The organism is Streptococcus oralis (assembly GCF_024399415.1).
Taxonomy (GTDB): Bacteria; Bacillota; Bacilli; order Lactobacillales; family Streptococcaceae; genus Streptococcus; species Streptococcus oralis_CS.
Window position 1 is genome coordinate 242962 of sequence record NZ_CP029257.1, and the last position, 16581, is coordinate 259542.

Genomic DNA, 16581 nt, shown 5'->3' on the forward strand with positions numbered 1-16581 from the left:
ATAAGGAGAAAAATGGACAAAAAAACAAGACAAGCTCTGATAGGGTTACTTCTATTCTTACTCTTGGCTGCTGGAAGCTATTACATCAAGCAGATGCAGACAGCGCCAAACACCCCTAGAACCAAGGTTAGTCAGAAAAAACAAGCTTCAGAAGCTCCCAGTCAGGAGCTTGCTGAAAGTGTCTTAACTGAGTCAATCAAAAACCAAATCAAGGGGGGGCTCGAGTGGAATGGAGCAGGGGCCTTCATTGTCAATGGCAATAAAACCAATCTAGATGCCAAGGTTTCTAGCAAACCCTATGCGGATAATAAGACAAAGATAGTTGGAAAAGAAACAGTTCCAACTGTTGCCAATGCCATCTTATCCAAAGCGACTCGGCAGTATAAAAATCGTGAAGAAACTGGAAATGGATCCACCTCTTGGACGCCACCAGGATGGCATCAGGTCAAGAATCTAAAGGGAGCCTACACACATGCAGTTGATAGAGGACACCTGCTGGGCTATGCCTTGATAGGTGGTTTGGATGGTTTTGATGCCTCTACTAGCAATCCCAAGAACATTGCAGTCCAGACAGCTTGGGCAAACCAAGCACAGGCTGAAGATTCGACAGGTCAGAACTACTATGAGAGTTTGGTCAGAAAAGTCTTGGACCAAAATAAGAGAGTCCGTTATCGGGTGACGCTCCACTATGCGACAAATGAGGACTTAGTTCCATCCGCTTCACAAATCGAAGCCAAGTCTTCAGATGGCGAATTGGAATTCAATGTCCTAATCCCCAATGTTCAAAAGGGAATCCAGCTTGATTACCGAACAGGGCAAGTAACAGTGACAGATTAGAAGTAATAGATACTATAAAAACAGCTCCTTTGTCTTCTAGAGGCAGGGGAGTTGTTGTTTAAATGAAAAATAATGTGAATCCTGAGGGATTTTATGATATAATGGAACACAAGATACTATTTTAGGAGAAGGACTATGGAAGACCCGAGCAGTCAGAATTTGTTGCTACAGTTTGTATTGTTATTTATCTTGACCCTGTTAAATGCTTTTTTCTCAGCCACTGAAATGGCGATGGTGTCACTAAACCGTTCCCGAGTAGAACAAAAGGCAGAAGAGGGAGACAAACGTTACATTCGTTTGTTAAAGGTACTTGAAAATCCTAACCACTTTTTATCAACAATTCAAGTCGGTATCACCTTGATCACGATCTTGTCAGGGGCCAGTTTAGCAGAAACGCTGGGACGCGAAATCGCATCTTGGATGGGAAATAGTGAAACAGCTTATGCTATTGCAAGTTTTCTCTCTTTGGCATTCTTGACCTACATCTCTATTGTTTTTGGTGAACTCTATCCTAAACGGATTGCCCTTAATCTAAAAGATGCCTTAGCCATTCGCTCTGTTCCGATTATCATTGGACTTGGGAAGATTGTCAGTCCCTTTGTCTGGTTGTTATCTGCTTCAACTAATCTCTTGAGTCGTTTAACGCCAATGACCTTTGATGATGCGGATGAAAAAATGACTCGAGATGAAATTGAGTACATGTTGACCAAAAGTGAGGAAACTTTGGATGCGGACGAAATCGAGATGTTACAAGGGATCTTCTCTCTAGATGAGCTGATGGCGAGAGAAGTCATGGTTCCTCGGACAGATGCCTTTATGGTGGATATTCAGGATGATAGTCAAACCATTATCCAAAGTATTCTAAAGCAAAATTTCTCACGTATCCCTGTTTATGATGGGGATAAGGACAATGTGATTGGTTTGATTCATACCAAGCGTTTGCTAAACGCTGCCTATGCAGATGGCTTTGAAAACATTGTCTGGAAGAAGATCTTACAAGATCCACTCTTTGTTCCTGAAACTATTTTTGTGGATGACTTGCTAAAAGAATTGCGAAATACCCAAAGACAAATGGCCATTTTGCTCGATGAATACGGTGGTATGGCTGGACTGGTCACACTGGAAGACCTGCTGGAGGAGATTGTCGGAGAAATCGACGATGAGACAGACCGAGCAGAAATCGAAGTCCATCAAATCGGTGAGGACACCTATATTGCACAGGGAACCATGAATCTTAACGACTTCAATAACTACTTTGGTGTCGAACTAGAAAGCGATGATGTGGATACCATCGCCGGTTATTATTTGACGGGTGTTGGAACGATTCCAACCACTGAGAAAATCAGTTACCAACTGGTTAGCCAAAACAAACAAATTAAACTCACCAACGACAAGGTGAAAAACGGACGTGTTACCAAGGTAAAAGTTCAAATCACAGAACTAGAACCTGAAGAAGAAACAGAATAAAGCAGTGACTTGAGTCACTGCTTTATGTAAACCTATATGGTAGATACAGTTATCCCTATCTATTTGGAATAACAAAAAAGCCCGATTTTACGGGCTTTTCATTTGGTTAATTCCTGTTCATTCAGGTATTGAAAGGCGGTAGACGGATTTGAACCGACGATCAAGCTTTTGCAGAGCCGTGCCTTACCACTTGGCTATACCGCCTCAACGTTTATTATTATACCTTGAAAATCATTTCCCGTCAATAGTTTCTTATTCTAAAATCCAATTTAAGAAAACAGATGATGATTGAAGAAGTGAGAAAAAGCTTGTAAAAATCCCGTTCTGAAGAGGGTCGGACTAGAAAGTATTTCTTGCGGATACAAATAAAGAATGCAAGAATTTTGACAAATAGAAGTTTTTTGAGGAAATGCGCCTAAATATTCTGAAAATTCGTTTACTTTTTAAAAAATATATGTTATAATTTCCAATAAGCCTAAATTTTTCAAGAGGAGTTAAAAACATGAAAAAAAGTAGAGTATTTGTTGCAGCAGGAGTTGCTTTATTAGCAGCAGGAGTACTAGCTGCTTGCGGTTCTTCAAAATCATCTGATTCAACAGCGCCAAAAAATTATGGTTATGTTTATACAGCTGATCCAGAAACGTTGGATTACCTCATTTCAGGGAAACAAAGTACTAAGATTGCCACTTCAAATGGTATCGATGGTCTCTTTACAAATGATCAATACGGGAACCTAGTTCCTGCAGTTGCAGAAGACTGGTCAGTTTCAAAAGATGGTTTGACCTATACCTACAAGATTCGTAAAGGTGTCAAATGGTTTACATCTGACGGAGAAGAGTACGCAGAAGTTACTGCTAAGGACTTTGTAAATGGTTTGAAACACGCAGCTGATAAAAAATCAGAAGCCCTTTATCTAGCAGAAGATTCAGTTAAAGGTCTAGCTGACTATACAGCTGGAAACAATAAAGACTTTTCTTCAGTCGGTGTAAAGGCAGTTGATGATTATACTCTTGAGTATACTTTGAATCAGCCAGAACCATACTGGAACTCTAAGATGGCCTACTCAATCTTCTGGCCATTAAACGAGGATTTTGAAAAATCAAAAGGGGCTGACTTTGGTAAAGCGACTGACCCTACATCCTTGCTTTACAATGGACCATTCTTGCTGAAAGGTTTGACTGCTAAGTCATCTATCGAGTTCGCTAAGAATGAAAACTACTGGGACAAAGATAATGTTCATATTGATAAAGTAGCCCTTGCTTTCTATGATGGGTCAGACCAAGAGTCAATTGAACGTAACTTTACAAGTGGAGCTTATAGCTATGCCCGTCTCTTCCCAACAAGTTCAAACTACTCTAAGGTAGAAGAAACATACAAAGAAAATATCTACTACAATCCATCAGGACCTGGTATTGGTGGTTTGGGTGTGAATATTGACCGTCAAGGTTACAAATACACTTCTAAAACAACTGATGAAGAGAAGACTTCTACCAAGAAAGCCCTTCTTAACAAGGACTTCCGTCAGGCTTTGAACTTCGCCTTTGACCGTACTTCTTACTCAGCACAAATTAATGGTAAAGAAGGTGCTCCTCTTGCAGTTCGTAACCTCTTTGTGAAACCAGGTTTTGTCTCTGCAGGTGAAAAAACTTTCGGTGACTTGGTAACTGAAAAGATGGCAGCTTATGGCGATGAATGGAAGAACGTAAACTTTGCGGATGGTCAAGATGGACTCTTCAACGCCGATAAAGCCAAAGCTGAATTTGCCAAAGCTAAAACAGCATTGGAAGCAGAAGGTGTGAAATTCCCTATTCACTTGGATATCCCAGTAGACCAAACATCTAAAAACTATATTGCACGTATCCAATCCTTCAAACAATCCGTTGAAACAGTACTTGGTGAAGGCAACGTAGTCATTGATATCCAACAAATTTCTAAAGATGAGTTGAACAACATCACTTACTACGCAGCTAGCGCAGCAGCAGAAGATTGGGATCTTTCAGGTGCTGTTGGATGGAACCCTGACTATGAAGATCCATCAACTTACCTTGATATCTTGAAGACAACGAATGCTGAACAAACAAAAACATACATGGGTTATGAAGGTGCAGATAACGCTGCAGCGGCTCAAGTTGGTTTGAAAGAATACGATAAGTTAGTTGATGAAGCTGCTAAGGAAACTAACGACTTAAATGTTCGTTATGAAAAATATGCGGCTGCTCAAGCTTGGTTGACAGACAGCTCACTCTTCTTGCCAGCTATGTCATCAAGTGGTGCTGCACCAATCATTTCTCGTGTTGTACCATTCACAGCATCATACAGCCAATCTGGAGATAAGGGCTCAGACGTATACTTCAAGTATATTCAGTTACAAGATAAGGTTGTAACAAAAGCTGATTATGAACAAGCTCGTGAAAAATGGCTCAAAGAGAAAAAAGAATCAAACGAAAAAGTTCAAAAAGAATTGGCTAATCACGTTAAATAAATAACTCTCAAGAGAACTTTCTCTCCATGAGGAGAAGGTTCTTTTGGGATTTTAAAAGGAAACGATATGAAGAAATATATTTTTATGCGTGTATTGCGTTCATTGTTGTCTATTTTCTTGGTGACAACCTTGACATACACAATTATTTATACGATGGTTCCTCGAAAATTGATTTTCAAGCAGGATACCAACTATAACAAGATTGCAACGACGCCGGACAAGCGGGATAATTATGAAAATACCGTTTATGAACGGATGGGCTATATCGAGTACTACGATACCAAAGAGTTGCAAGAAAGAGCGAGCACAATGGACTCATCTGTAACAGTGGATGCCAATGATACCAATAAGGCAATCTATGAAAAATACATCAACCAACTAGGAAATGGTTGGACACTCGGTGTGTTCTCAGAAAGTGGTCAATTCTATGCTACGCGTGAAATTCCGATTTTTGAACGTGTTTTCAAATTCTATTCCAACTTGATTGATATTGATCATCCAAATAAGATTCAAGACCCTGAAAATCCAAACTTGCAACGTTATCTTCGTTTTGAAAATGACCCTGCTATCGGTTGGTCATTGGTTGGTTCAGGTACAAAACATAAATACCTTTTGTATTTCAACAATCAATTCCCATTTGTACACCAAAACTTTGTGAACATTAACTTGGGAGATTCTTACCCAACTTATGCAAACACACCAGTGCTTCAGGTTATCACACAAGGTCAGGGACAAACTAAGACATCAGAAGTTCAATTCCCTACAGGTAAAAAGACTTCATCAGTAGATATTTACTCTCGTACTTACAAATCTCCAAGTCAAGCAGATGCGCGTGAAGTAGCCAACTATGGTAAAGACGATCCATATACAGCTACAGAAAGCAATTATCAATATCCTTCAATGATCGCAAGCTCAGCGGTTGCTGGTTTGATTGGTTTGATTATTTCGTATGCGATTGCGATTCCACTTGGATCTGCTATGGCTCGCCACAAGAATACTTGGATTGATAGCTTCTCGACAGGTGCTCTAACCTTCTTGCTTGCCCTTCCAACGATTGCCTTGGTTTATATCGTGCGCTTGATTGGATCATCTATCGGTCTGCCAGATTCATTTCCTATCTTGGGAGCAGGGGACTGGCGTTCATATGTCTTGCCAGCAGTCATTCTAGGTTTGCTGGGTGCACCAAGTACAGCTATCTGGATTCGTCGTTACATGATCGACTTGCAATCTCAGGACTTCGTTCGTTTTGCTCGTGCAAAAGGTTTGTCTGAAAAAGAAATTTCAAATAAACACATCTTTAAAAATGCCATGGTTCCTTTGGTTTCAGGTATTCCTGGTGCCGTTATCGGGGTTATCGGTGGTGCAACATTGACAGAAACGGTCTTTGCTTTCCCAGGTATGGGTAAAATGTTGATTGACTCTGTTAAGGCATCCAACAACTCAATGGTAGTTGGTCTCGTCTTCATCTTCACATGTATTTCTATCTTCTCACTCTTTGTAGGAGATATCTGGATGACCATGCTTGACCCACGTATTAAATTGACAGAGAAAGGGGGCAAATAATGTCAACAATCGATAAAGAAAAATTTCAGTTCGTAAAACGTGACGATTTTGCCTCTGAAACAATTGATGCTCCTGCCTATTCATACTGGGGTTCTGTATTTAGACAGTTTCTAAAGAAAAAATCAACAGTCATTATGTTGGGGATTTTGGTTGCCATTATCTTGATGAGCTTTATTTATCCAATGTTCTCAAACTTTGACTTTAACGATGTAAGTAAGGTCAATGACTTTAGCGCTCGTTTTATCAAACCCAATGCTGAACATTGGTTTGGTACAGATAGCAATGGTAAATCCTTGTTTGATGGGGTTTGGTTTGGTGCGCGTAATTCAATTCTTATCTCTGTAATTGCCACTTTTATCAACCTTGTGATTGGGGTTATTGTTGGTGGGATTTGGGGAATTTCAAAATCCGTTGACCGTATCATGATGGAAGTTTATAACATTATTTCAAACATTCCATCTCTCTTGATTGTCATTGTCTTGACTTACTCAATTGGTGCTGGTTTCTGGAATTTGATTTTTGCCATGAGTGTGACAACTTGGATTGGGATTGCTTATATGATTCGTATCCAAATCATGCGTTACCGTGATTTGGAATACAACCTTGCTTCTCAAACACTTGGAACACCAACCTTTAAAATCATCGTTAAAAACATCATGCCGCAATTGGTATCTGTTATTGTTTCTACAATGACCTTGATGTTGCCAAGCTTCATCTCTTATGAAGCCTTCCTTTCCTTCTTTGGGTTGGGATTGCCTGTAACAGTGCCAAGTTTGGGACGTTTGATCTCAGATTACTCACAAAACGTTACGACCAACGCTTACTTATTCTGGATTCCGTTGACAACCTTGATCTTGGTATCCCTATCTCTTTTCGTTGTTGGTCAAAACCTAGCGGATGCTAGTGATCCACGTACACATAGATAGGAGTAGACATGATAAAAGGAAAAAATGTAATTTTGACTGCTCGTGATATTGTCGTGGAATTTGACGTTCGTGACAAAGTTCTGACGGCTATCCGAGGAGTGTCTCTGGACCTGATTGAAGGAGAAGTTCTGGCCTTGGTAGGTGAGTCCGGTTCTGGTAAATCTGTTTTAACAAAAACCTTTACAGGGATGTTAGAAGACAATGGACGTATTGCCCAAGGAAGCATCGACTATCGTGGACAAGACTTGACCTCTCTTACTTCTAACAAGGAATGGGAGAAGATTCGTGGTGCTAAAATTGCGACCATCTTCCAAGATCCTATGACAAGTTTGGACCCAATCAATACAATCGGTAGCCAAATCACTGAAGTTATCGTTAAACACCAAGGGAAAACAGCTAAGGAAGCCAAAGATATGGCAATCGACTATATGAACAAGGTCGGAATTCCAGACGCTGAAAAACGTTTTGATGAGTATCCTTTCCAATATTCTGGAGGGATGCGTCAACGTATCGTTATCGCGATTGCTCTTGCATGTCGTCCAGATATCTTAATCTGTGACGAGCCGACAACGGCCCTTGATGTAACCATTCAAGCGCAAATCATTGATTTGCTTAAAACTTTACAAAATGAGTACCACTTTACCATTATCTTTATCACCCATGACCTTGGTGTGGTAGCAAGTATTGCGGATAAGGTAGCAGTTATGTATGCTGGGGAAATTGTAGAATACGGAACTGTTGAGGAAGTTTTCTACGACCCACGTCATCCATATACTTGGAGTCTCTTATCTAGCTTGCCTCAGCTTGCTGATGATAAAGGGGAATTGTACTCTATCCCAGGAACACCACCGTCTCTTTATACTGAGTTGAAAGGTGATGCCTTTGCCCTTCGTTCAGATTATGCGATGCAAATTGACTTTGAACAGAAAGCACCTCAGTTTTCAGTCACTGATACTCACTGGGCTAAGACTTGGTTGCTTCATGAGAATGCTCCTAAAGTTGAAAAACCTGGGGTCATCGCAGATTTGCATGACAAGATTCGTGATAAAATGGGCTTTGCTCATCTAGAAGACTAGGAGGAAGGAAATGTCTGAAAAATTAGTAGAAATTAAAGATTTAGAAATTTCCTTCGGTGAAGGAAGTAAGAAGTTTGTCGCAGTTAAAAACGCAAACTTCTTTATCAACAAGGGAGAAACTTTCTCTCTTGTTGGTGAGTCTGGTAGTGGGAAAACAACGATTGGTCGTGCCATTATTGGTTTAAATAATACTAGTAAAGGTGAAATCATCTTTGATGGTCATAAGATTAATGGGAAAAAATCTCATAAGGAATCATCAGATTTGATCCGTCGCATCCAGATGATTTTCCAGGACCCTGCAGCTAGCTTGAATGAGCGTGCAACAGTTGACTATATCATCTCTGAAGGTCTTTACAACTATCACTTGTTTAAAGATGAAGAAGATCGAAAAGAAAAAGTTCAAAAGATGATTCATGAAGTTGGGCTTTTGAAAGAACACTTGACCCGTTACCCACACGAGTTTTCTGGTGGTCAACGTCAGCGTATCGGGATTGCCCGTGCTCTTGTGATGGAACCTGATTTCGTTATTGCGGATGAGCCAATTTCAGCCTTGGACGTGTCAGTGCGTGCGCAAGTCTTGAACTTGCTCAAGAAGTTCCAAAAAGAGTTGGGCTTGACTTATCTCTTTATCGCGCATGACTTGTCAGTTGTTCGCTTTATCTCAGATCGTATCGCAGTTATCTATAAGGGAGTTATCGTCGAAGTGGCGGAGACAGAGGAGTTGTTTAACAATCCTGTCCATCCATACACTCAAGCACTTCTATCTGCTGTACCGATTCCAGATCCAATCTTGGAACGCAAGAAGGTCTTGAAAGTTTACGATCCTGACCAACATGACTATGAGACAGATAAGCCATCTATGGTAGAAATTCGTCCAGGTCACTATGTTTGGGCCAATCAAGCAGAACTTGCTCGTTACAAGAAAGCTCTTAAAAAATAAACAGACTAGGAGAGGACCGAAAGGTCTTCTCATTTTTAATAGAAAAATTCCCCTTCTACTAGCTTGTAAAAGGGGAATTGTATTATCATTAGCGTTTAGACCAAGTGCGTTTCATAAAGAGTAGCAAAATTGGGTAAATCTCTAAGCGACCTGCAATCATTGCAAAGGAGAGGAGGATTTTAGAGATGGGACTAAAGATGGAAAAACTCGAGGTTGTACCTAGAATAGGTCCGATATTGTTAAAACAGCTGAAGACAGCACTGGTTACGACTAGAAAATCATTGCTATCAAGACTGACGATAAAGATGAGAGAGAGAATAATCATCATATAGATAGTAAAATATTTAAGAATTTTGTGCTGGGTATCCTTATCAATCACAGTTTTATTGACGTGTAGAGTCAAAACACGGTGAGGGGATAAAGTGGACAAAATCTGATTTTTTGCGATTTTAGAGAGGATAAGTCCTCTGATCACCTTAAGACCACCTGCAGTTGAGCCAGCTGATCCACCGATTCCCATGAGGAAGAGGAGGATAAATTGGGAGAAGAGGGGCCAGTTGGTAATATCTCCGTAACCAAAACCTGTTGTCGTGATGATATTGGAAACCTGGAAGAAGGCCATTTCAACACTCTTAGAGACACCTTGATAGAGGTGGAGCGTATTAAGCGTAATCAAGCCGGTAGAAACTAGAACAATGATGATATATGCTCGTAGTTCTTCATCTCCAAAGAAAGCCTTAACCCGACGGAGCATGAGGTAGTAGTAGAGATTGAAGTTAACTCCAAAAACCAGAACTCCGATACTAACTAGATAGGTGATGAGTGAGCTACCATAGTGGGCAATTCCGTCGTTATAGACGGTAAATCCCCCAGTTCCTGCCGTTCCCATAGCGATGACAAAACTATCATAGAGAGGCATGCCTGCTAGGTAGTAGATAACCACAAAAAGGGAGAAGAGAGCCAGATAAAGCAGATAGAGAATCTGGGCAGTGTTTTTTAGCTTGGATACGACCTTGCCAAAGACAGGTCCAGGGACCTCAGCCTTCATCACTTCCAAGTGGCTATTCTTGGCATTGTCCATAATGGCAAGTGCAAAGACGAGTACCCCCATCCCTCCGATCAAGTGGGTGAAACTTCTCCAGAAGAGGAGGGAACGAGTGAGAACGGAAACATCTGTTAGGATAGTAGCACCAGTCGTCGTAAATCCAGAACTGATTTCAAAGAAGGCATCAATGATGCTGGGGATTTGTCCTGAAAAGACAAAGGGGAGGCCACCAAAGAAAGACCATAGAATCCAACAGAGGGCAACAATTAAGACTCCTTCCTTGGCATAAATCCGTTGATTTTTCGGTTTCCGTAAAACGCCTAGACCACCAAGAAGGACTAAAATTCCAATCGTAGAAAAGAGAGCGATAAATACTTGACTGGATTCTTGGTAATAGATTGCTACACTAACAGGTACTAGGAGAAGAATAGCCTCAATCAAGAGAAGTTTTGAGAGGAGGTAACGAATCATACTCTTATTCATTTTTTACCTCTCAATCAAATCATAAATTTTGGTGATGTTTGGCAATAAGGTCGTCACGAGCAACTTGTCTCCTACCTCAAGCATATCCTCTCCGGTAGGGAAGATTGTTTTTCCTTTTCGGATAATGGCTGCGATGAGAACCCCTTTCTTCAATTTCAGATGTGAAAGAGGTTTGGCAGTCATTTTATTAGCTTCCTTGATTTGGAATTGGAGAGTTTCAATTTGACCGTTTGCTAGATGGTGCATGGCTTGAAGGTCTGAGTACTGAGCGTTTACTCGACCACGGATAAAGTGCATAATGGTATCTACTGCGATGCTTTTTGGTGTGATGATACTTGAAAAATCAGGTGCGTGGATAATCTCTAGAAGGCTTGTTCGGTTGACCTTGGTGATATTCTTATGGACGCCAACACGGTCAAGGAACATAGAGGTGATGATATTTTCCTCATCAACTCCAGTCAAGGTTGCGACTGCATCATAGTGGGGAGCACTTTCTTCCAGCAAAATGTCTTTTGCAGTTCCATCTCCTTGGACAATATAGAGATTGGGGAACTTTTCACTGAAGAAACGAGCTCTTTCAGGATTAATCTCGATGACCTTGGTATCAATACGACTGTCTTTTAAAATGCCAAGCAGATAATAAGCGATCTTTCCAGCTCCAACGATAAGTAAGCTTTTCACTGCACGAGATTTAAAATAGTTATGGAAAAGCATCATATCTACACGATTTCCCGTAACAAAAATCCTATCCTTGTCTTGGATAATAACATCACCGCTTGGAATCATAAGTTGATGATCCCTCTCCATAGCACAGACAATGATGTTACCAAATTTTTTACGAAAGTCTGAGATTGGCATTTGACAAAGACCGCTAGAGTCCTTGACAACAAATTCCATGAGACTGACTCGACCTCCAGCAAATCGTTCGACAGAGAGGGCATTAGGGAAATCAATAATATTTGAGATCGCACGCGCTGCCAGGAGCTCTGGATTAACAATAAGTGAAAATCCAAGAATATTTTTCTCTTTAAAATAGGCATTAGAGTATTCAGGATTTCGCACCCGAACGATGGTTTCTTTAGCGCCCATTTTTTTAGCAAGTACCGCTGAAATCATATTCACTTCATCGTGTTCGGTTAGGGCGATAAAGATATCGCACTCTTGGACACCGGCTTGCTCTAAGATGGCAAAGTCAGCACCATTTCCAAGGAGACCTATGATATCATAGCGACTGACAATGTGATTGAGGACAGCCTCATCTTGTTCGATGAGGACAACGTCATGGTTTTCTGCAACCAGTGAACGACAGAGGGCGAAACCAACTTTCCCTCCACCAACAAGGACAATTTTCATATAAAAAACCTACTTTTTCATGATGTAACTATCATACCCTTTTTTAGCAAAAAATGCACTTGCTAAGGCGATTTTTAGGGGAAGAAAGGCTTTTTTCAAGTTTTGAAGATACATTTGCTTAACTTCTATAACAATGTCTCTGATTTGAAGTAATTTGGCTCTTTTACCATACCTTTTCAGAAAGGAATGACCAAACATGAAAATATTATCAAAAAAAGTAAAAAAATCAAGTCGTTTCTATTGACAATGATTCTGAAAGTGTTATACTAAGGAAGTAGTTTCGCTGATTTACTTCAAACCTGTTGTGAGGTAAGTTAACGACGCCTTAACCACGCTGTTTGCTGAGCTTGACTCCGGGCAGTGTGGCTATTTTTTTGCAATGATAAAAGGAAACCCGTAATGACAAATCACATTGTATTATTCGAGCCTCAGATTCCACAAAATACAGGTAACATTGCGCGTACTTGCGCTGCGACCAATTCTCCCCTCCACATCATTAAACCAATGGGCTTTCCCATTGATGATCGCAAGATGAAGCGAGCAGGTTTGGATTATTGGGATAAGTTAGAGATTCATTTTTATGATAACTTGGCAGACTTTATGTCTCAGAGGAAAGGACAAGTCTATCTGATTTCTAAATTTGCAGAAAAGGTCTATTCTGAGGCGAATTTGGCAAGTGGTGAAGATCAGTATTTTCTCTTCGGACGTGAAGACAAGGGTTTACCAGAGGATTTTATGCGTGAACATCCTGAGAAGGCTCTCCGTATTCCTATGAACGATGAACATGTCCGCAGTCTCAATGTTTCGAATACCGTCTGCATGATTGTTTATGAAGCCCTCCGCCAGCAGAACTTTGCAGGTCTTGAGCTTGTTCACACCTATGAAGCAGATAAATTGAAATAATCAAAATGCTTGCACTTGCAAGCGTTTTTTGTTATGATTAAAGGGTCTTCAGGGCTGGGTGAGATTCCCGACCGGCGGTGACTTTAACTAGCTATTTTGGCTTACTCTTCGTTGTCTTGTCTCGATATACTCAAGTATTATCTTCGACTGCGACGCCTAGATTAATCCAAAATATCTTAGTTAAAGAAGTCCGCGAGCGCAAGCTGATGTGGTGAGATTCCACAACCGACAGTATAGTCTGGATGGGAGAAGACGAGAGAATGGCTTTGTCTGTTCTTATTGGTTTATAGATGAATTGCAACCGCTTGCTCAAAAGAGTGAGAGGGAACTTTTGGGATATAAAAAGTGAGAATAGATAGAGGGATCCTTTCCAACTTCTTCTGATTTTATAGAAAATTGGAGGAACCTGTTATGACAAACACACGTCGAATTTCGACCATTGCAATTTTATCAGCCATTTCATTTGTGCTGATGTACTTTGACTTTCCGCTCTTACCAGCGGCAACCTTCCTCAAGATCGAGTTTAGTATCTTGCCAGTCCTTGTAGGCTTGGTGGTGATGGATTTGCCAGCTGCTCTAGGAATTCTCTTGATGCGCTCACTCTTGAAGTTGCTTCTGAATAGCCAAGGAGTGAACACTTACATTGGCTTGCCAATGAATATCGTAGCTCTGGGAGTTTTTGTTATCGTATTTGCTATGATTTGGAAAAAGGAACGAACACCCCTTCGTTTCCTACTAGGCTCTCTAGCTGGGACTATTGGTTTGACTGTGGCAATGTTGGTTCTCAACTATGTCTATGCGGTTCCTTTGTACGCGCAGTTTGCCAACTTTGATATTAGAGAAATTATAGGACTTTCTAACTACTTGATGACTATGGTTTTACCTTTTAACCTGATTGAAGGTATCATCTTTGCCGTTTCATTCTGGTTGTTATACGTCCTCTTGAAACCAACCTTAAAACATTATGAGAGATAAACAAACATTTTTAATGAAGGGCAGTTTTGCCCTTTTACTTTTCGTCCTTCTTGGCTATATGGTTAAGTTCTATCCTGAGACACTGGTCGGTTTTGATCAACCGATTCAGACTGCCCTTCGTGGGGACTTGCCAGATTATTTGACAGTTCTGTTCCGTGCCCTTACACATTTGATTGATATCCCAGTGATTATCACCTGGGTTGCCATCGCAGCTGTTATCTTTTATCGTAAGCAGTGGAAGATAGAAAGCTACTTCATGGCGGGCAATCTAGCCTTAGCTGGTCTTTTAATCGTGACCTTTAAAAATATTTACCAGCGCCCACGACCAGCTATCTTACATTTAGTTGAGGAGAAGGGATTTTCCTTCCCAAGTGGCCATTCTCTGGCAGTGACGCTGATGGTAGGGACTTTGATTGTCATTCTCAGTCAACGGATTAAAGATCCAGTCTGGAGAAAAATTGTGCAAATCATCCTTGGCTTCTACCTCGTCAGTGTGTTGCTATCTCGGGTCTATCTGGGAGTTCACTACCCATCAGATGTTCTTGCCAGTTTCTGTGTGGGTTTGGGAGTCTTGTTTATCGAATTTCCTTTCTATGACAAGCTTCGCTTCCAATGGCGATTTAAAGGCAAGCAGAAGTGAGATAGGTCTTGCAAGAATGGTAAAAATCTGATAAACTAAGTAGTAATTGAATAGGAATCCGCAAGACTAGTAACTCAAGGGAAGTATATCAGGGAGGAGAGCCGTGACTGCAAGCTCTCTATATGAAAGCTGAGTGAATTCACTTGCGCATGGATTTAGAAATGAAGGTCTGACTTGTCAGATGAAAACGGATGGTACCGCGTGTCAACGCTCCGAGTGGAGTTTTTGACATGTGGTTTTCTTTTTATCTACGAGAGACTGATGGAGGAATTATGTCAACTATTGAAGAACAATTAAAAGCGCTTCGTGAGGAAACGCTGGCTAGCTTGAAGCAGATTACTGCTGAAAATGAAAAAGAGATGCAAGACTTACGTGTCTCTGTCCTTGGTAAAAAGGGTTCGCTTACGGAGATTCTTAAAGGGATGAAGGATGTCTCGGCTGAGATGCGCCCAATCATCGGGAAACACGTCAATGAAGCGCGCGATGTCTTAACTGCTGCCTTTGAAGAAACAGCTAAGCTCTTGGAAGAAAAGAAAGTGGAAGCTCAACTAGCAAGTGAGAGCATTGATGTTACGCTTCCAGGTCGCCCAGTTGCGACAGGTCACCGTCACGTTCTCACTCAAACTAGTGAAGAAATCGAAGATATCTTCATCGGGATGGGTTACCAAGTCGTGGATGGTTTTGAAGTGGAGCAAGACTACTATAACTTTGAACGTATGAACCTTCCGAAAGATCACCCAGCCCGCGATATGCAGGATACTTTCTACATTACAGAAGAAATCTTGCTTCGTACTCACACGTCTCCGGTTCAGGCGCGTGCTATGGATGCTCATGATTTTTCAAAAGGTCCTTTGAAAATGATCTCACCAGGGCGTGTGTTCCGTCGTGATACGGACGATGCGACCCACAGTCACCAGTTCCACCAAATCGAAGGATTGGTTGTTGGGAAAAACATCTCCATGGCAGATCTTCAAGGAACCCTTCAGTTGATTGTCCAAAAGATGTTTGGTGAAGAGCGTCAAATTCGTTTGCGCCCATCTTATTTCCCATTCACAGAGCCATCTGTTGAGGTGGATGTTTCCTGCTTTAAGTGTGGTGGAGAAGGCTGTAATGTATGTAAGAAAACAGGTTGGATTGAGATTATGGGGGCCGGTATGGTTCACCCACGTGTCCTTGAAATGAGTGGAATCGATGCGGCTGTATACTCTGGATTTGCCTTTGGTCTTGGACAAGAGCGTGTAGCCATGCTCCGTTACGGAATCAACGATATCCGTGGATTCTACCAAGGAGATGTCCGCTTCTCAGAACAGTTTAAATAATGATTAGAAAAGTAGAAAAGGCAGATATTGGGGTGTTGTCCAAAATTGCCAAACAAACCTTTCGTGAAACATTTGCTCATGATAATACGGAAGAGCAGTTACAGGAATACTTTGAAGAGGCTTATAGTCTGAGAGTTTTGTCAACTGAGTTGGAAAATCCTGACTCCGAAACCTATTTCATTATGCATGAAGAGGAGATAGCTGGTTTTCTCAAAGTCAACTGGGGAAATGCTCAAACTGAGAGAGAATTAGAGAACGCTTTTGAGATTCAACGCCTCTATGTGCTACAAAAATTCCAAGGATTTGGACTTGGTAAGCAACTGTTTGAATTCGCTCTGGAACTTGCCGAAAAAAATGGTTTTTCCTGGGCTTGGCTAGGTGTTTGGGAACATAATACAAAAGCTCAAGCATTTTATAATCGATATGGTTTTGAAAAATTTAGCCAACATCATTTTATGGTTGGTCAAAAAGTAGATACGGATTGGTTACTGAAAAAGAAATTAAGGTAAGAAGAGGATTCTTCTATATGAAATGATAGGAAAGGAAAAAACTAGAGTGACAACTGTCATTCT

Annotated in this window: 14 protein-coding genes, 1 tRNA gene and 1 riboswitch; of the genes, 12 read left to right on the forward strand and 3 right to left on the reverse strand. The window is 41.0% G+C overall.

Annotated features, from left to right (window positions below; genetic code table 11):
* The first annotated feature begins 12 nt into the window (after positions 1 to 12).
* Together DG474_RS01290 and DG474_RS01295 are read left to right on the forward strand one after the other, a co-directional pair.
* On the forward strand, positions 13 to 837 hold the full coding sequence (locus DG474_RS01290; RefSeq protein WP_084917529.1) for a DNA/RNA non-specific endonuclease: 825 nt from the start codon (positions 13 to 15) through the stop codon (positions 835 to 837).
* A gap of 135 nt (positions 838 to 972) precedes the next feature.
* Positions 973 to 2304: a hemolysin family protein gene (locus DG474_RS01295; protein ID WP_255778434.1), complete on the forward strand. Its 1332-nt coding sequence runs from the start codon at positions 973 to 975 to the stop codon at positions 2302 to 2304.
* 133 nt (positions 2305 to 2437) lie between these two features.
* Here the strand turns inward: DG474_RS01295 and DG474_RS01300 are convergent.
* Positions 2438 to 2508 (reverse strand) — tRNA-Cys (locus DG474_RS01300).
* A 298-nt stretch (positions 2509 to 2806) separates the two neighbouring features.
* Between DG474_RS01300 and DG474_RS01305 the strand changes: the two genes are divergently transcribed.
* From DG474_RS01305 to DG474_RS01325, 5 genes are all read left to right on the forward strand, one after another.
* The gene (locus DG474_RS01305) at positions 2807 to 4786 is read left to right on the forward strand and encodes a peptide ABC transporter substrate-binding protein (protein ID WP_255778436.1); all 1980 of its coding nucleotides are present in this window, start codon (positions 2807 to 2809) and stop codon (positions 4784 to 4786) included.
* Positions 4787 to 4852: 66 nt separating this feature from the next.
* On the forward strand, positions 4853 to 6349 hold the full coding sequence (locus DG474_RS01310; RefSeq protein ID WP_000759894.1) for an ABC transporter permease: 1497 nt from the start codon (positions 4853 to 4855) through the stop codon (positions 6347 to 6349).
* Positions 6349 to 7275: an oligopeptide ABC transporter permease OppC gene (gene oppC, locus DG474_RS01315; protein WP_000103694.1), complete on the forward strand. Its 927-nt coding sequence runs from the start codon at positions 6349 to 6351 to the stop codon at positions 7273 to 7275. The genes DG474_RS01310 and oppC overlap by 1 nt, the downstream gene beginning before the upstream one ends.
* 8 nt (positions 7276 to 7283) lie before the next feature.
* Positions 7284 to 8351 (forward strand): ABC transporter ATP-binding protein, encoded by a 1068-nt coding sequence (locus DG474_RS01320; protein ID WP_255778440.1) that lies wholly within the window; start codon positions 7284 to 7286, stop codon positions 8349 to 8351.
* 10 nt (positions 8352 to 8361) lie between these two features.
* On the forward strand, positions 8362 to 9291 hold the full coding sequence (locus tag DG474_RS01325; protein WP_071851870.1) for an ATP-binding cassette domain-containing protein: 930 nt from the start codon (positions 8362 to 8364) through the stop codon (positions 9289 to 9291).
* An 88-nt stretch (positions 9292 to 9379) separates the two neighbouring features.
* Here the strand turns inward: DG474_RS01325 and DG474_RS01330 are convergent, their stop codons facing one another.
* Positions 9380 to 10819 carry a TrkH family potassium uptake protein gene (locus tag DG474_RS01330; protein WP_255778441.1) on the reverse strand — a complete coding sequence of 480 codons (1440 nt, stop codon included), beginning with the start codon at positions 10817 to 10819 and terminating at the stop codon, positions 9380 to 9382.
* A gap of 3 nt (positions 10820 to 10822) precedes the next feature.
* A complete protein-coding gene (gene trkA, locus DG474_RS01335) occupies positions 10823 to 12172 on the reverse strand; it encodes a Trk system potassium transporter TrkA (RefSeq protein ID WP_255778442.1) in 1350 nt (449 codons plus the stop codon).
* A 399-nt stretch (positions 12173 to 12571) separates the two neighbouring features.
* Here trkA and DG474_RS01340 point away from each other — a divergent pair, with 399 nt between their 5' ends.
* The 5 genes from DG474_RS01340 (at position 12572) to DG474_RS01360 (ending at position 16518) form a co-directional block, all read left to right on the forward strand.
* Positions 12572 to 13075 carry a tRNA (cytidine(34)-2'-O)-methyltransferase gene (locus DG474_RS01340; protein ID WP_255778443.1) on the forward strand — a complete coding sequence of 168 codons (504 nt, stop codon included), beginning with the start codon at positions 12572 to 12574 and terminating at the stop codon, positions 13073 to 13075.
* Between the two features lie 40 nt (positions 13076 to 13115).
* Positions 13116 to 13333, forward strand: a riboswitch (FMN riboswitch).
* Between the two features lie 153 nt (positions 13334 to 13486).
* A complete protein-coding gene (locus tag DG474_RS01345) occupies positions 13487 to 14050 on the forward strand; it encodes an ECF transporter S component (protein ID WP_255778445.1) in 564 nt (187 codons plus the stop codon).
* On the forward strand, positions 14040 to 14690 hold the full coding sequence (locus DG474_RS01350; protein WP_255778446.1) for a phosphatase PAP2 family protein: 651 nt from the start codon (positions 14040 to 14042) through the stop codon (positions 14688 to 14690). The genes DG474_RS01345 and DG474_RS01350 overlap by 11 nt, the downstream gene beginning before the upstream one ends.
* A gap of 272 nt (positions 14691 to 14962) precedes the next feature.
* On the forward strand, positions 14963 to 16009 hold the full coding sequence (gene pheS, locus DG474_RS01355) for a phenylalanine--tRNA ligase subunit alpha (RefSeq protein ID WP_255778449.1): 1047 nt from the start codon (positions 14963 to 14965) through the stop codon (positions 16007 to 16009).
* Positions 16009 to 16518 carry a GNAT family N-acetyltransferase gene (locus DG474_RS01360; protein ID WP_255778450.1) on the forward strand — a complete coding sequence of 170 codons (510 nt, stop codon included), beginning with the start codon at positions 16009 to 16011 and terminating at the stop codon, positions 16516 to 16518. The genes pheS and DG474_RS01360 overlap by 1 nt, the downstream gene beginning before the upstream one ends.
* Positions 16519 to 16581 lie beyond the last annotated feature (63 nt).

What these genes read in the sequence shown, in the direction of transcription:
- DG474_RS01290 (WP_084917529.1), top strand. Translation starts at nt 13, where the DNA reads ATGGACAAAAAAACAAGACAAGCTCTGATAGGGTTACTTCTATTCTTA.
- DG474_RS01295 (WP_255778434.1), top strand. Translation starts at nt 973, where the DNA reads ATGGAAGACCCGAGCAGTCAGAATTTGTTGCTACAGTTTGTATTGTTA.
- DG474_RS01305 (WP_255778436.1), top strand. Translation starts at nt 2,807, where the DNA reads ATGAAAAAAAGTAGAGTATTTGTTGCAGCAGGAGTTGCTTTATTAGCA.
- DG474_RS01310 (WP_000759894.1), top strand. Translation starts at nt 4,853, where the DNA reads ATGAAGAAATATATTTTTATGCGTGTATTGCGTTCATTGTTGTCTATT.
- oppC (WP_000103694.1), top strand. Translation starts at nt 6,349, where the DNA reads ATGTCAACAATCGATAAAGAAAAATTTCAGTTCGTAAAACGTGACGAT.
- DG474_RS01320 (WP_255778440.1), top strand. Translation starts at nt 7,284, where the DNA reads ATGATAAAAGGAAAAAATGTAATTTTGACTGCTCGTGATATTGTCGTG.
- DG474_RS01325 (WP_071851870.1), top strand. Translation starts at nt 8,362, where the DNA reads ATGTCTGAAAAATTAGTAGAAATTAAAGATTTAGAAATTTCCTTCGGT.
- DG474_RS01330 (WP_255778441.1), bottom strand. Translation starts at nt 10,819, where the DNA reads ATGAATAAGAGTATGATTCGTTACCTCCTCTCAAAACTTCTCTTGATT.
- trkA (WP_255778442.1), bottom strand. Translation starts at nt 12,172, where the DNA reads ATGAAAATTGTCCTTGTTGGTGGAGGGAAAGTTGGTTTCGCCCTCTGT.
- DG474_RS01340 (WP_255778443.1), top strand. Translation starts at nt 12,572, where the DNA reads ATGACAAATCACATTGTATTATTCGAGCCTCAGATTCCACAAAATACA.
- DG474_RS01345 (WP_255778445.1), top strand. Translation starts at nt 13,487, where the DNA reads ATGACAAACACACGTCGAATTTCGACCATTGCAATTTTATCAGCCATT.
- DG474_RS01350 (WP_255778446.1), top strand. Translation starts at nt 14,040, where the DNA reads ATGAGAGATAAACAAACATTTTTAATGAAGGGCAGTTTTGCCCTTTTA.
- pheS (WP_255778449.1), top strand. Translation starts at nt 14,963, where the DNA reads ATGTCAACTATTGAAGAACAATTAAAAGCGCTTCGTGAGGAAACGCTG.
- DG474_RS01360 (WP_255778450.1), top strand. Translation starts at nt 16,009, where the DNA reads ATGATTAGAAAAGTAGAAAAGGCAGATATTGGGGTGTTGTCCAAAATT.